Origin of the sequence: Porphyrobacter sp. HT-58-2 (genome assembly GCF_002952215.1) — a bacterium.
GTDB lineage: Bacteria > Pseudomonadota > Alphaproteobacteria > Sphingomonadales > Sphingomonadaceae > Erythrobacter.
In genome coordinates this window covers 549284-563891 of record NZ_CP022600.1, presented here as the reverse complement: position 1 = coordinate 563891, position 14608 = coordinate 549284, and the positions used below count along the sequence as shown (strand labels likewise).

The following is a 14608-nucleotide window of genomic DNA, read 5'->3' as shown; positions in this document are numbered from 1 at the left end:
GAGGCGCGCGCCTTTGGGCGAAATCCTCGGCCTTCCTGAATGGGTCGCGAAGACAGGGTTTGTCATCGCCTTCGTGGCTATCGTGTTCGGCATGGCGGGCCTGAGCATTCGCAAGGCCCATGCCCGGGTCGCCGCGCGCCGCCCCAACCCGACGGAGGCGGAATTCCTCGCGATGATGGCACAGGATTGCTCGCCCGAGGCGGCCCGCTTCGTCTGGGCGCAGGCGTTGTTCTACGTCGAACCTCGCCTCACGCCGCACCCCGACGATCACCTGCAACACGATCTGTATATCGACGATGGCGACATCGAGATGGACTGGATCAGCGATTGGGCCGATCAGCTGGGCATTCCGGAGAACGATCTGCCCGAATGGCCTCATGACTGGCCGCTGACGGTGCGCAACTTCGCGCGCTGGTGCGATCTGGCTCGCTCTAACGCGGGCGGGTGATCAGCAACGCCTCGGGATTGGCGGGCAGTTCCATTGTCGCGCCATCGGCAGGCGCCGCAGCCGCAGCAGCGGCCTTCTTCAGCGCTTCCAGTTCCTCGAGCGCGCTATCCTCGTCTTCGTCCTCCGGCAGCACCTCGCCCTTCAGCGCCGCAATCTCGCGCCGCCGTCGTTCGAGATAGGTGTCGCGGCGCAGCCCGTAAGGATCATCCGAGGCTTCGATGGCGGCCAGTTCCTCATCGAATTCCAGCCGCTGGTCGAGGCCGTTGACCACGAAATAGGTCGCGGCATAGGCCGGGCGGTTGAAGGGTTTGCCGACCACGAAGGGCAGCAGCGCCTGATCGAGCGTGCTGCCCGCCAGATCGCGCACGCTCGTCGCGCCGGTCACCGGCAGGTAGAGATAGGCCCCCGGCCCGACCCCGTAATAGCCCAAAGTGTTGGCGAAGCCGTTGCGGCGATAGGGCAGGTTCATGCGCGATTTGCCCGCGACATCGAACAGTCCGCCCAGCCCCAGCGTCGAATTGACCGCCAGCCGCCCCAGCGTCTCGAACGCCTTGCCGACCTTGCCCTGCAACAGGAAATTCAGGGCATTGCTCGGCTCGCCCAGATTGCGCACGACATTGCCCAGGCCATCGCGGATCGGTTCGGGCAGACCGTCGCGATAGGCATAGGCGACCGGCTCGACCAATGCGGAATCGACCGCCTGGGTCAGGCGATAGCTTTCGGCGTTGAACTGTTCGACCGGATCGCCCTTGGGCGGGCCATAGGCACCTTCGACGAGGATTTCGGTAACTTCCTCGTCGGGCGCATCGGCTTGAGGCAGCGGTGCGCCTTCGGGCGGGGAGCTGTCCTGTGCAGCGAGGCTCCACACGATCGGCACGACCGTGGCCATGCCTGCATCCTGCGGCACAGGCACCAGCGGCGCGGTTGCCGCCAGCGCCGCACTCAGCATTGGTTGAGAGGTGGCGAACAGGGCAAGACTCGGCAATCGGGTTCTCCGCTTCACCCTATCAATAGCAAGGGGCGCAAGGCCAGTGACCTTGCCCTTGATACCGCCCGCCTATACGCAGGCTGAACTGATTGTCGCAATTGTGCAAGGTTGCCCCGATGCCGGAAACGTCCCTGATCCAGATCGCCAAGGAAGGCCCCGTCACGATCCTCACGCTTGACCGGGCGGAGACCATGAACCCGCTGGGCGCACCGGGCGACGGGGATGAGTTTGTGCGTGTGGCGAACGCGATCAACCGCGACATGGAATGCCGGGTGGTGATTCTGACCGGCGCGGGGCGGGCCTTCAGCGCGGGCGGCGACATCAAGGCGATGCGCGACAAGACCGGCACTTTCGGCGGCACCACCCCGGCGATTTCCGACGGCTACCGCGACAATATCCACCAGATGCTGCGCGCCCTTTATGGCCTGCGCGTGCCGGTAATCGCGGCGGTCAACGGCCCGGCGATCGGGCTGGGCTGCGATGTCGCCTGCCTTGCCGATATCCGCATCGCCAGCGAAACGGCGAAGTTCGGGGTGACCTTCCTCAAATTGGGGATCATCCCCGGCGATGGCGGCACCTGGATCCTGCCCCGCGTGATCGGGATGAGCCGCGCGGCAGAACTGTTCTACACCGGCGACGTGATCGACGCCGCGACCGCGAAGGAGTGGGGTCTGGCCAGCCGCGTGGTCGCCCCTGAGGCGCTGATGGACGAAGCCCGCGCGCTGGCGGCGAAGATCGCCCTGCTCCCGCCCCACGCGCTGCGCCACACCAAGAACCTGCTGCGGCAGGGACAACAGGTGAGCTACGACACCGCGCTGGAAATGGCAGCAAATACGCAGGCGATGATGCACACCACCGCCGACCATGCCGAGGGGGTTGCCGCGCTGATCGAAAAGCGCGCGGCGGTATTCAGGGGCGAGTAGTCAACCCAGCCAGCGGAACACCCCTGCCGGGATGTCCGCACGCCACAGGTGCATCCAGCTTCCCGCCAGCCACAGCACGGTCCCGGCAATCAGCGGTACCGCGCCGACGCGGAAAAGCTGGCCCCAGCGCGGCCAGTAGCTCGTCTTGCGCTCCCACTCGGCCCAGGCCGCGCCCATCAGCGCTTCCTTCTTGGCGTCCTGAAGCCGGGCGCCCACCAGCGCCAGCACGCCCATCGCGAGCGCGGTGATCATTGTCCGCGTGCTCCAGAACAGCGCCATGTGGGATATCGCCCATAACCCGATCCCCCACATCATCGGGTGACGGGTGACGCGCAGCGCGCCCTTGGGCTCGGCGCGGGTCTGCTGTTCCGCCATCGGGGTGGGCAGCGCGGGGTTGCCCACGAAAGAGCCCGCCAGCAGCACCATTGCGGGCCATGTCAGCACAGTGGCGATGATCCAGCCCGCCTCGCCCGAACCCGGCAAGTCTGATCCCGGTGCAGCGAGGAAGGCGAAATAGACCCATCCCAGCGCGGCGAAGCTGACGGCGGTATAGGCGAGCGAAAAGCCTTTCTCGCCCAGCGCCTTCACCATCGGCGCCCGCAGCGGGTGCGACATGGCAAAGTGACTGCCGACAAAGGCGACATTTGCCGCAACGAGATTCCAGATGCCTTCGTCCATGGTCGATCCCTCCCCCAAATGCGGGAGCGAGGCTACTCTGCGATGGCGATCAGTTCCACTGTGAAAACCAGGGTCGCATTGCCGGGGATCGGCCCGCGTCCGACCGGCCCATAGGCGAGATCGGCAGGGATCGCGATTTCGATCGTCTCGCCCACGCCCATTTGCGGGATGGCCATCTGCCAGCCCTTGACCAGCCGCCCCAGCGGGAAGGTGGCTGGCTCCCCGCGCGGATAGGAACTGTCGAACACCGTTCCGTCGATCAGGCGGCCTTCATAATGCACCGTAACGACATCGGCGACAGTGGGCTTGCGGTCGGATGCGAGGTATTTCACCCAGCGCCAGCGCACCCCGCCATCGATGAAGTGCCAGCCATCAGCCGGGGTCAGGCCCAGCAGATAGAGCTGCTGCTGCGTATGCCAGGCGGGGTCCTGGGCATGATCGTCTTGCGCTGCAGCCGGTTGCGCCGCGAGCAGCAGCGCGCCGCCCAGCGCGGCGGAAAGGAGCTTGAGGTTCGGCATCATTACCAGTCGTAAGCCTTGGGCCGGGCGCTTTCGTCAAGGTCGTTGTAGCGATCACGCAAGCGGGTCTGGTGGTTGGTGAGATCCTGACTGATCCCGCCGATCCAGACCCGGGTCGGGACGGAACCGACTTCGAGCGGATCACCGTCCCAAATCACCACGTCACCCAGCGCACCGGGCGTGAGCACGCCGGCCTTTCCGCCCATGCCGCTGATTTCGGCGGGGACGGAACTGATCGCGGCGAAGGCCTTGCCCCACTCCATCCCTGCCGCCCCCGGCACGCGGTTCAGGGCGACAAGGTTGCCCGCCACCTGCTGCAAGCGGCGCGGATCCTGCATGGTCGAAGCATTGATCGCCACCTTCACCCCGGCACGGGCCAACCGGCCGGCATTGGACTGGGTCGCGCCCAATTGCTCGAAAGTCTCGGGCAGGTCGGTCAACCCGTTGGCAATCACCGGTACGCCTGCCGCAGCAATGTCACGCGCCACCAGCCAGCCTTCGGTCGCGCCGACCAGCACCAGATCAAGGCGGGGATATTCCTGCTTCAGAGCCAGCACGGCGCGGATATCGGCCATGCGGTCCACTTCGACGTAGAGTTTCTGCCGCCCTGTCACCACCGGCACCAGCGCCTCGGCATCGAACCGGCTGAGCAGCACGTCGTCGCCCTTGGCGATTTCCGTGGTCTCTGGCAGGCCGGGTTTGCCCGCCAGCGCCTGCGCCTCGCGCAAGGCAGCGCGCAGCAGCGCATGCGCCGCCGGGCGGCTGCCACCGGCGCGGGCGGCTCCGCCTTCGCCGAGATTGATCATCTGGAAGGCGCGCGCCTGAATCACCGGGCGCGGATCGCCATCAAGGTCGATGATCGCACCCTGCCCGGCAAAGATCGAGCCCGAAGGGCGCATCGTCGTCGCGGCGCGGGTTATCCCGGCGGCCTTGTGGACGAGGATGTGCTGCGACGTCGGGTTGATGCTCGTCGCCGCATCCAGCGCCGCGCTGAAAGGCGCACCGCCAGCGGTGATGTCGTTGCTTTCGCCCACCGCCGAAACATCGGCGAGACCCAGCGTGGTCAAGGTGGCAAACAGGCCGGGGGTGACCCACGCGCCCTTGGCGTCCACCGCCGTGCCGCCCGCCGGAGCGCCGCTTGCCGGGCCAGCATAGACCACACTGCCCCCACGCACCACCACGGTGCCATTGTCGATCGGCGCACCGCCATCGCCCAGCACCAGCCGGGCGTTGGTGATGGTCACGTCCTGCGCCATCGCCGGGGCGGTGATGGCAGTGAAAACGGCAAGGGCGCTCAGGCCACAGCTCGCAAACCGCTTCATTTCACATCTCCTTCACCGGGCTGGCCGAGCTCGAAATCGCTCACCGGACGCATCTTGGGATCGAGCGCATCGAACATCAGCGCGCCGTCGATCCAGACCTTTTCAGGCCGCGAATAGACGCTGAGCGGGTCGCCGTTCCACAGCACCACGTCGGCCATCTTGCCCTGTTCAAGGCTGCCGGTGAGATGGTCGATGCCCATCGCCTTGGCCGCGTTGAGAGTGATCCACTGGATCGCGGTCGCATCGGAGATGTCGATACCAAGGCGAAGGCCCGCCTTCTGCGCCTTGCGCGCTTCCTGATTCAATCGCTGGATGTCGTTCGCGTCATCCGAATGGATCACCACGCAGGCACCTTCGCGCTGGAGGAAGGCGGCATTTTCGAGGATGCCGTCATAGCTTTCCATCTTGAAGCCATACCAATCGGCCCAGATCGCGCTGCACACGCCGTTTTCGCGCAGCAGGTCGCCGATCTTGTAGGCTTCAACCGCATGGTGGAAAGTCGAGACGCGGTAACCCATCTCCTTGGCCATATCCATCACCAGCGCCATTTCGTCGGCGCGGTAGCAGTGGTTGTGAACGAGGATCTCGCCCTTCAGCACGCCGACCAGCGTCTCCTTGCCGATGTCGCGCTTGGCGTCCTTGTTGTTGGCGTAGTCGATCGCGTCCAGCCAGGTTTCGCGGTTGACGGCGATGTTGCCCATCCGGGTCGAGGGCATCCGCCCACGGCTGCCATAGACACGCTTGGGGTTCTCCCCGCAGGCCATCTTGAGGCCATAGGGCGCGCCGGGGAACTTCATGCCCTGCATGGTGCGCGCCGGCACGTTCTTGAGCGTGACCGAGCGTCCACCCATCAGGTTGGCCGATCCGGGCAGGATTTGCAGTGCCGTCACCCCGCCATTGGCGAGCGCGCGGGCAAAGCCGGGGTCTTGCGGCCAGACCGAATGTTCGGCCCAGACTTCGGGCGTGGTCGGGCTGGTCGCCTCGTTGCCATCCGAATGCGCATCGACCCCGGGCGAGGGGTAATCGCCAAGGTGCGAGTGGATGTCGATAATGCCGGGGGTGACGAACTTGCCCGCGCCATCGAACACCGCGATGTCGGCCGGGATCGCGGTGTCCGGCCCGCCGACAGAAACGATCTTCCCGCCGGACATGAACACCACGCCGTTTTCGATCTTGCCGCCCTTGCCGTCATAGATCGTCGCGCCGCGGATCGCGGTGGCGATGTTGGGATAGGGCCTGTAGGTCGAGGGGAAGACGCCCTCGGATTCCTTCTTGGCGACAAGAGTGGGCGGGGCGGCCTCGTCCTTGTCCTTCTTCCTGTCTTTCTCGCGGGCATTGATCCCGGAGGCGCTGGCGACCATGGCCAATGCGCTGGCGAACGTGACAAGCGCGCTCATGCGCGCTCGCAGCGGATGATGTGACGACATTATAGCCCCTTCCCGTTTCCCGGTCACATGGTGTGACGGGAAAACGGGAGAGTGTCCATGTCGCTTGTCGATTAGCGTGTCAGGCTGATCACTCGGCCGGACGAGCAGCGGGATGAATGCCCGCCGCCTGTGCCTCGCCCAGTTCGGCATCGCCCGCGAGATTGTCGTCGCGCAGGGTGTCGAGGTGCATCAGCTTCTTGATCAGCGGACTGACCAGCACGATCACGATGCCGATGCCGGTCGCCACCAGACCCATGGTCCAATAGGCCTCCAGCGCGCCCTCGCGGGTCATGTTGCCGCCTTCGCCCTCGCCCATCAGCGAGCCCATGAAGCCGGCGACGAAATTGCCGCCCGCGGTGCCGAAGAAGAACGCCGCCATCATGAGGCTTGCCATGTGGCGCGCCGACAGGCGGTTGATCGCCGACAGGCCGACCGGCGACAGGCACAGCTCGCCGGTGGTGGCCAGCAGGTAGAAGATGAACAGGAACAGCACCGGCATCAGGTTTTCGCCCGCCGCATTGGTGACGTTGAAGGTTTCAGCCCCCCACACCATCACAACGAAAGCGAGGCCCATCTGCACGATCCCGAGGCCCATCTTGGCCGGGGTCGAAGGCTCGATCCCGCGCCGGGCGAGGAACTGCCATAGCCCGACGAAGACCGGGCCGAGCAGGATGATGTAGATCGAGTTGATGGACTGGAAGAAGGTCGTCGGCACGCTGCCGCGATCGACATGGCGATCGGTAAACAGGTTCAATGACCCGCCCGCCTGTTCGAACAGACCCCAGAACAGCGGCATCAGCAGGATCAGAAAGATCATCGCGAATACCCGGTCACGCGCGTCATTGTCGAGTTTGAAGGCTTCGATCAGCACATAGACCAGCAGGGCAGCGCCCGATGCGAGCAGAATCCAGCCGACCGTTTCCTGAAACTGGATCAGCACCCAGATCACCGCAACGCCGGCAAAACCAACCGCATAGAGCAGCCATTCGAGATTGATCCCGGCAACCTTTTCCTTGAGCTTGGCAGGCACCGGCGATTCCCCGTTGCCGCGCAGCAGCGACTTGCCCGCCACGAACACGACCAGACCCAGCAACATGCCGACACCGGCAAGACCGAAGCCCAGCGCCCAGCTGACCGTTTCGCCCAGGAAGGCGGCGATCAACACGCCGCAGGTCGCGCCAAGGTTAATCCCCATGTAGAAGATCGTGTAGGCACTGTCGCGGCGGATGTCGGTGCGGCTGTAGAGCTGCCCGACCAGCACGGAGATGTTCGCCTTCAGGAAGCCCGAGCCGACGATGATCAGCGCCAGTGCCAGCCAGAAGACGTTGAGCGTGGGGTCGTTGCCGTAACCCGATCCGTCGCCCTCGAAAGCCATGAAGAAATGGCCCAGCGTCAGCAGCACAGCGCCGAACACCACCGCCTTGCGCTGCCCGAGATAGCGGTCAGCGAGCCATCCGCCCAGCACCGGGGTCACGTAGACCAGCGAGGTATAGGCACCGTAGATCAGGTTGGCGCTGCCGTCGGAATAGAGCCAGTGCTTGACGAGATAGAGCGTCAGCAGCGCGCGCATCCCGTAGTAGGAAAAACGCTCCCACATCTCGGCGAAGAACAGCATGTAGAGGCCCTTGGGGTGTCCCAGAACCTCCTCGCCCGGACGGGTGACGGCCCATGCGCCCCCGATCAGAAAGGCGCCGAGCACGAGAGTGGCCACGGTCGCGGCCCACTCACCGTAACCCCACAGCGAAATATCCATCATGAATTCGATCCCCATCGAATGGTTTGGGGGAGGTGCCTCACCACACCACCGCAATGGGAGCGCACCCTAGCGCCTCTTGCGCCCGTGTGAAGCTTTTGTTGCGTAGGCGCGTAACGGAATGCCGTTTACGCTAGAGTGTTGGCGCATAACACCGGCCCGCCAACGGACGGGCCGCAAGCGCGACCGCGCGCCCGCAGGCGATCCGGCGCGCAGCGACGGAGACTCGCCGAGGATGTGCCCGCGTAGGCGGGCACGCAAACAAATTGACCGCATGGCTGTATTATGGCACTGATGCACCTGATGAGCACCAACTCCAACCGCCCCGTCTATCTCAAGCTGCGCGACCAGATCGCCGCCGCGATCATTGACGGGGTCTATCCGGAAGGGGCGATGCTGCCTTCGGTGCGGGCGCTGGCGGCGGAGCAGGGGGCGAACCCGCTCACCGTGGCGAAGGCCTATCAGCAGTTCCAGAACGATGGTCTGGTCGAAGTGCAGCGCGGCGTGGGCATGTATGTCGTACGCGGCGCCGCCGAGCGCCTGCGCGCTGCCGAGCGGGAAGCCTTTCTGCGGCAGGAATGGCCCGAAATCCGCGCGCGGATGCGGCGGCTCGGCCTTGATCCGGCGGAGCTGACGCTCGCGCGCTGATAGGTGGCTTAACTGACATTTGTGAAGGTTGCGCAATTTCTCGCGTTATGACAGTGTGCATGCTGTCGCACGTTCGGGATTGCATACAATCCTCTACTGCGATTAATGGGGGCGCCTCACGGGTCGGAGGCGAAGACAGGAAACGACGGGGCAACCCGCATTGGCGGCGTATCATGGGGCGTGATCAGCCATGGGCGCCGGGAGATCGCCATGATCAGATCCGAATTGCTGCAGGAACTGCAGAAGGACAATCCCGAACTGCGCGCTGATGAAGTCGAGCAGGTCGTGGACATTTTTTTCGATGAAATCGCACAGCGTCTGGCCGAGGGGGGCCGGGTCGAACTGCGTGGTTTCGGGGCGTTTTCAACCCGTGAGCGCGAGGCCCGCAGCGGCCGCAACCCGCGCACCGGCGAAACGGTGGACGTGCCGGAAAAGCGCGTCCCCTATTTCAAGGCCGGCAAGGAAATCCGTGAACGTCTGAACAAGTAAGGGCTGGGGCGGCGGGGCGCCTTGCTGCTGCTCCGCCGCACCGCCACTCTCGCCTGCCGCACCGGGCGTGCGGGCGAATGCGCTTTGCCGCATCTCGTATACAATCTGACCTTGCAACCGTGACGGGCAGCAACCCGCCCGTTCGCGCACCCTGGCTCTGGCCATCGGGCGCTGTTCTGTGCCAAGGCGAACGCCGGATGCGGGCGTGGCGGAATGGTAGACGCCGGGGACTTAAAATCCCCTGATCCTTGATCGTGCGGGTTCGAGTCCCGCCGCCCGCACCACTGATCTCATCCGAAAAAGCGCCAAGCCCCCGTTATCTCTGCCTTAACCCATTGCCGGTTAGGCCACGGGTTCGATCATGGGATAACAGCGTTCAAGTGGCGCGTCCCGCCAGTGCCAGGATCAGGGGCTGACGGGTTGGGACAACACGGCATGGACAAGGCGACCAGCACGGCAAAGCTTGAGCCGCTTGCACAAGGCGCGGGCGAGGAACTGCGCGCGGCGCCGCGCTTTACCCTGCTGATCCGCGCGGCCAAGCTGGTTTCGGCGCAGGGAGAATTCGTCTGCGTCATCCGCGACGTATCGGAAACCGGGGTCAGCGTGCGGCTGTTCCACGCCCTGCCCGGCTGCAAGAATTTCGCGCTGCACATGCCCGCGGGCGCAGTCTACGAGATCGCCCGCGTGTGGGACCGCAACAACGAGGCGGGTTTCACCTTCGATCAGCCGGTCGAGGTTGCGAAACTCGTCAATGAATCCGGCGATTACCCCAAGCGCGGACTGCGGCTGGCACTGTGCTTTCCGGTGCAGGTCGCGACGCTGGCCGGCGGTTTCGAGGCAGTGGTGGAGAACCTGTCGCAGCAGGGCGCGCGGATTACCTGCGATACGCTGCTGGCGATTGACCAGACCGTGCGCATCGCGCTTCCCGGCTTGAACGGCAAGCCACGCGAAGTGCGCGCCAAGGTGCGCTGGCGGCGCGACGATCAATATGGCGTCGTGTTCGACGACACCTTCACACTGGGGGAATTCGCGCGCCTTGCCGCGCTGCTCCAGGCCCCTGCACTGCTGAGCGAAGGGGCTTAGGCAGGCACGAATTTCAGCGCCAGGCCGTTGATGCAGTGCCGCTTGCCGGTGGGCTTGGGGCCGTCTCCGAAAATATGCCCCAGATGCCCGCCGCAATCGGCGCAATGCACCTCGGTGCGCGGATAGCCGATCTTGTAATCGGTGCTGGTGCCGACCGCCCCCTTGTCGATCGCCTGCCAGAAGCTCGGCCAGCCGGTGCCGCTGTCATACTTGTGCGCCGAGGCATAGAGCGCATTGCCGCAGCCCGCGCACACAAAGGTGCCTTTGCGCTTTTCCGTGTTGAGCGGATGGGTAAAGGCGCGTTCCGTTCCTGCTTCGCGCAGGATGTAATACTGCTCTTTGGTGAGGATCCGGCGCCATTCGGCCTCGGTCTTGCCCTTGGGCCATGACTTGGCCTCGGCGGGTGTTTCACCGCAGGCCGCAACGAAGGGCAGCGCCGCACAGGCCGCTATCAGGCGGCGGCGGTCAAGCTGGGGCAGGGGCATCGGGCGTTTCTCCGTCGTCATGCCATGACAATACGCGCGAGACCCCGCCCGGGTTTCACCCCTTGTAGGCTCAGAAGGTCGTCACCTCGACTTCAAGCTTGCGGAAGCCGTGGACGAAATTGGCCCGCACCCGCTCGACATCGCCCGCGACATGCACCCGCATCCGGCGCTTGTGCATCTCTTCCAGCAGCACGCGCAATTGCAGTTCCGCCAGCCGCGCGCCGACGCAGCGGTGGATGCCATAGCCGAAGGCCAGGTGCCGCCGGGCGTTCTCGCGGGTGATGTCGAGCTTGTCGGGGTTGTCGAACACTTCCTCGTCACGGTTGGCGCTGATGTACCACAGCACCACCTTGTCGCCCTTCTTGATGGTCTGCCCGAACACTTCGGTATCCTCGGTACAGGTGCGGCGCATATGCGCGAGCGGCACCTGCATGCGCAGGATTTCCTGCACCGCATTGGGGATCAGTTCGGGGTTTTCCTCGTAGAGCTTGCGCTGGTCGGGGAACTTGTCGAGCGCGTGGATGATCCCGCTCATGGTGTTGCGGGTGGTGTCGTTTCCGCCGACGATCAGCAGCACCAGATTACCCATGAATTCCTCGGGCCGCATCTGGTTCATCGCGGGCGAGTGAATCATCATCGAGATGAGGTCGTTGCCCGGTTCCTTGTCCATGGTGCGCTCGACCCAGAGCGACTGGAAATAGGCCGCCATTTCCTGGAGGATGCTCCAGCGCAGCTCATCGAGCTCGCGCACCGTGGCAAGCTCGGTATCGCCCGACCAGTCCGACCAGAAGGTCAGCAAGCGGCGGTCTTCCCAGGGGAAGCCGAACAGGATCGCGAGCATGCCCGTGGTCAGCTCGATCGAGACGGTATCGACCCAGTCGAACACTTCCCCGCGCGGGAGCGAATCGAGCAGCTCACCGGTGCGCTGGCGGATTTCCGCCTCCATGTCGGCAATCGCGGTGGGCGTGAACTTGGGCGCGACGGTGCGGCGCTGGCCGGTGTGCTGCGGGCGATCCATCGCGATGAACATCGGCAGTTCGCGCGGCGCGTCGATCCCGGCCGCAGCAGCCTCCTCTTCGGTGAGGCGGTTCAAGATCGTGATCCCGCCATGTTCCCAGCTCGACGAGAAGGTTTCTGGCAAAGCCTCGATATGCTGGATCGCCTTGTGGCCGACCACCGCCCAGTACGGGCCGAAGGGGCTTTCCGGGATCCAGTGGAGCTGGCCTGCCTTGCGCATCTCGGCGAAGACCGGCTGCCACTTGTCCTCGAAATAGATGTCCGAACGGCTGACGTCCCACGGGTGAGTGTGACGCGGGCGTTCTTCCGGGTGGGTTTCGAAATGCGCCTTGAGCGCTTCGTAGGATGTCGGCTCGCGGCGCACTTGCGGGCGTTGCACCGGGGTCGGCGGGGCGATGGTGGCCATGGTTCTCTCCCGTCAGGCAGCCTCTCTCGCGGGCTGCTTTGTACGAGTCGCAAGTCTGACGTAACTTACAGCAATGTCAATATTGGTTGCGAATCGGAACCGATCAGGCCGTGAGGCGTGCGCCCTTGCGGGTCTTGTCACGCCCCGCGCCGCCCGACTTCATGACCCGCTTGCGGAACAGCAGCGACCCGCCCTTGACCAGCGCGAGCACCGCCACTGCCTGCCAGGCCAGCGCCACCGCATGGGTCCACAGCTCCGGCTCCATCGCAGCGCGTGCCAGCATCGCGAAAGGCGATGACAGCGGAAAGGCGACCGCGGCCAGTTCCAGCGTCGATCCGGGCTGCTTGATCGTGTAGGCGGCCAGAAAGAACACCATCAGCTGCAGCATGGTGACCGGCATCGACAGGGTCTGCACTTCGCGCACCGAAGTCGCCATCGAACCAATCGTCAGGAACAGCGCGCCGAGCAGCAGGTAGGCCATGGCGAAATAGATCACCCCCAGCGCCACGAACAGCGGCCAGCCGACGGCAGGAGCGGGCAGGTTGGCAAGATCGAAGCCGGTCACCTGCGTGATCGCATCACCGCCCGCCGTCCACAGGCCGAAGGCAGCCAGCCCCCATACTGCAATACCGACGAAGGACACCGCCAGCATCGCGAACAGCTTGCCCATGAACACCGCGTCCATCGGGATGGCGGCGGCGAGAATTTCGATGATCTTGTTGCCCTTTTCCTCAACGAGGTTGGACAGCACCATGCCGGCCAGCAGCATCGTCAAGAGGAACAGCAGCATCTGTGCGATCTGCGCAGTCTGGATCCGGGTCGAGCGTTCGGAAGCGGCGCTGGTGGCAACCACTTCGGTGGTGACCGGCGGGAAGGTAGCGGGCGCTGCGCTGGTCGCGCTGCCAGCGATCAGCCCGATCGGACCTTGCCAGCGGGCCACCTGCCCTTCGGTGCCGACCAGCACCGGAGCGGTCAGCGTCCCAGCCATGATCGCGGCGTAATTTCCGCGCCGTGCTTCCATGAAGGCGCGCGGGTCGAATGCGGGATTGCCCTCCGCTTCGGGCACGGCCCGCAATCTGGGCAAGGCATAGCCCAGTTGCGGTGCGAGCCGTTCGCCCGCGGCGATCATCGCGGCGTTGTCCTGCGGCGACAGCGCAAGGCCGACTTCAATGCTCACCGCGTCGCGCTGCACCTCGCCGCCAATGCTGCCGGCGAGGCCGCCGACGATCACCGGAAACAGCGGGCCGAGCAGAAAGAACAGAAAGGCGCGGCTGAACAGCACCGCGACGAAATCGCGCCGGGCAATTACCCAGGCGGCCTCGAATGCCGAAAGGCGCGAACGCAGGTGTTCGCTCATGCGCGGCTCTCCTCGTTATCGGCCTCAAGTGCGCGCGCGGCAGCCTCGCCCGCGATGGCGACGAAGGCATCGTGGAGGCCGGCGCGCTCGATCGAGAGAGACAGGATCCCCGCCTCGCCTTCGATCAGGCCCTTCAAGAGAGGTTCGATCCCGCTTTCGGGCAGGGGAAAGTGGAAAAAGTCGCCATTGCGGCGAGTCTCGGGCGGGAGGAAGGACAGCCACGCCCCTTCCCGCGCCCGTGTCTCCAGCCGGACCTGTGCGGGAATGCGGTCACGCGCCGCCTCGACCGACCCGGCGTAAGGAACCTTGCCCCCGGCGATGATCGCCACGCCTTCGCACAGGCGTTCGGCATGGTGAATGACGTGGGTCGAGAAGATCACCGTCACCCCGTCGTCGGCCAGCGCCCGGATCATCAGTTCCAGCTTGCCTTGATTGATCGCGTCGAGACCCGAGAACGGCTCGTCCAGCACCACCAACCGCGGGCGATGCACCAGCGTGCCGAGCAGCTGGACGGTCTGGGCCATGCCCTTGGACAGCTGGCGGATCTGGCGGTCGGCGGCATGGCCGAGCCCGTGGCGTTCGAGCAGTTCGACCGCGCGCTTGCGCCCCTCTTTCAGCGGCAATCCGCGCAAGGCCCCCATGAAGGCGATCGCCTCGATGCACTTCATCGCCGGGTAGAGCCCGCGCTCTTCGGGCAGATAGCCGATCAACCGGCCGATATCGTGCGGGCGGTCATGCCCGAACACGCGGCGCACGCCCTCGTCCGGGTCGATGATGCCGAGCAGCATCCGCAAGGTCGTGGTCTTGCCCGCGCCATTGGGGCCGAGGATCCCGTAGATCGCGCCTTCGGGCACCGAAATGTCCACGCCGTCGACGGCGCGCGTGCCGTCAAAGCTCTTGACCAGCCCGCGTGCCTCGATGGCAAGAGGGCGCGCATCGGCGGGAACGGCGATGGAGCCGTCCTTGCTGAAGGGATTGGGCGCACGATTGCCCGACATTGTGTGATCGCTTACCGCCATATCCATGGCATAGGCGGTTAGCCATCAGGATTAAACGGGAGCCTCTC

15 protein-coding genes and 1 tRNA gene are annotated in these 14608 nt (G+C 65.0%); 6 read left to right on the top strand and 10 right to left on the bottom strand.

The annotated features are described in order from the left end of the window. Positions 1–13 precede the first annotated feature (13 nt). Positions 14–448, top strand: coding sequence for a hypothetical protein (locus tag CHX26_RS02775; RefSeq protein ID WP_104941053.1), 435 nt, complete (start codon positions 14–16; stop codon positions 446–448). Here CHX26_RS02775 and CHX26_RS02770 read toward each other — a convergent pair. Further along, positions 432–1397, bottom strand: coding sequence for an MlaA family lipoprotein (locus CHX26_RS02770; protein WP_104941052.1), 966 nt, complete (start codon positions 1395–1397; stop codon positions 432–434). The genes CHX26_RS02775 and CHX26_RS02770 overlap by 17 nt on opposite strands. A gap of 155 nt (positions 1398–1552) precedes the next feature. On the opposite strand from CHX26_RS02770, the gene CHX26_RS02765 reads away from it, so the two are divergent. Then, positions 1553–2359 carry a crotonase/enoyl-CoA hydratase family protein gene (locus CHX26_RS02765; RefSeq protein WP_104941051.1) on the top strand — a complete coding sequence of 269 codons (807 nt, stop codon included), beginning with the start codon at positions 1553–1555 and terminating at the stop codon, positions 2357–2359. Here CHX26_RS02765 and CHX26_RS02760 read toward each other — a convergent pair whose 3' ends face one another. The 5 genes from CHX26_RS02760 to CHX26_RS02740 all read right to left on the bottom strand — a co-directional run bounded on the left by CHX26_RS02760 (position 2360) and on the right by CHX26_RS02740 (position 8060). Beyond that, a complete protein-coding gene (locus tag CHX26_RS02760; RefSeq protein ID WP_104941050.1) occupies positions 2360–3037 on the bottom strand; it encodes an NnrU family protein in 678 nt (225 codons plus the stop codon). A 32-nt stretch (positions 3038–3069) separates the two neighbouring features. Further along, positions 3070–3558 (bottom strand): FKBP-type peptidyl-prolyl cis-trans isomerase, encoded by a 489-nt coding sequence (locus tag CHX26_RS02755; protein WP_233997247.1) that lies wholly within the window; start codon positions 3556–3558, stop codon positions 3070–3072. Further along, on the bottom strand, positions 3558–4877 hold the full coding sequence (locus tag CHX26_RS02750; RefSeq protein WP_104941049.1) for an amidohydrolase family protein: 1320 nt from the start codon (positions 4875–4877) through the stop codon (positions 3558–3560). The genes CHX26_RS02755 and CHX26_RS02750 overlap by 1 nt, the downstream gene beginning before the upstream one ends. Further along, positions 4874–6238, bottom strand: a complete 1365-nt coding sequence (locus tag CHX26_RS02745; protein ID WP_104943213.1) for an amidohydrolase — start codon at positions 6236–6238, stop codon at positions 4874–4876. The genes CHX26_RS02750 and CHX26_RS02745 overlap by 4 nt, the downstream gene beginning before the upstream one ends. Positions 6239–6392: 154 nt before the next feature. Continuing rightward, entirely contained in the window at positions 6393–8060 is a 1668-nt protein-coding gene (locus tag CHX26_RS02740) for a peptide MFS transporter (protein ID WP_104943212.1), read from the bottom strand. A 300-nt stretch (positions 8061–8360) separates the two neighbouring features. Between CHX26_RS02740 and CHX26_RS02735 the strand changes: the two genes are divergently transcribed. From CHX26_RS02735 to CHX26_RS02720, 4 genes are all read left to right on the top strand, one after another. Continuing rightward, positions 8361–8705 carry a GntR family transcriptional regulator gene (locus CHX26_RS02735; protein ID WP_172449659.1) on the top strand — a complete coding sequence of 115 codons (345 nt, stop codon included), beginning with the start codon at positions 8361–8363 and terminating at the stop codon, positions 8703–8705. A gap of 210 nt (positions 8706–8915) precedes the next feature. Continuing rightward, positions 8916–9194: an integration host factor subunit beta gene (locus CHX26_RS02730; protein WP_104943211.1), complete on the top strand. Its 279-nt coding sequence runs from the start codon at positions 8916–8918 to the stop codon at positions 9192–9194. Positions 9195–9393: 199 nt separating this feature from the next. Next, positions 9394–9478, top strand: a tRNA-Leu gene (locus CHX26_RS02725). 151 nt (positions 9479–9629) lie between these two features. Continuing rightward, positions 9630–10277, top strand: coding sequence for a PilZ domain-containing protein (locus tag CHX26_RS02720; protein WP_104941047.1), 648 nt, complete (start codon positions 9630–9632; stop codon positions 10275–10277). On the opposite strand, the gene msrB is transcribed toward CHX26_RS02720, so the two are convergent. From msrB to CHX26_RS02700, 4 genes are all read right to left on the bottom strand, one after another. Then, positions 10274–10762, bottom strand: a complete 489-nt coding sequence (msrB, locus tag CHX26_RS02715) for a peptide-methionine (R)-S-oxide reductase MsrB (protein WP_104941046.1) — start codon at positions 10760–10762, stop codon at positions 10274–10276. The two genes, CHX26_RS02720 and msrB, sit on opposite strands and share 4 nt — an antisense overlap. A gap of 70 nt (positions 10763–10832) precedes the next feature. Beyond that, positions 10833–12185, bottom strand: coding sequence for a cytochrome P450 (locus CHX26_RS02710; protein ID WP_104941045.1), 1353 nt, complete (start codon positions 12183–12185; stop codon positions 10833–10835). Between the two features lie 103 nt (positions 12186–12288). Further along, positions 12289–13542 carry an ABC transporter permease gene (locus CHX26_RS02705; protein ID WP_104941044.1) on the bottom strand — a complete coding sequence of 418 codons (1254 nt, stop codon included), beginning with the start codon at positions 13540–13542 and terminating at the stop codon, positions 12289–12291. Then, positions 13539–14567 (bottom strand): ABC transporter ATP-binding protein, encoded by a 1029-nt coding sequence (locus tag CHX26_RS02700; protein ID WP_104941043.1) that lies wholly within the window; start codon positions 14565–14567, stop codon positions 13539–13541. Before CHX26_RS02700 ends, CHX26_RS02705 begins: the two co-directional genes overlap by 4 nt. Positions 14568–14608: the final 41 nt, after the last annotated feature.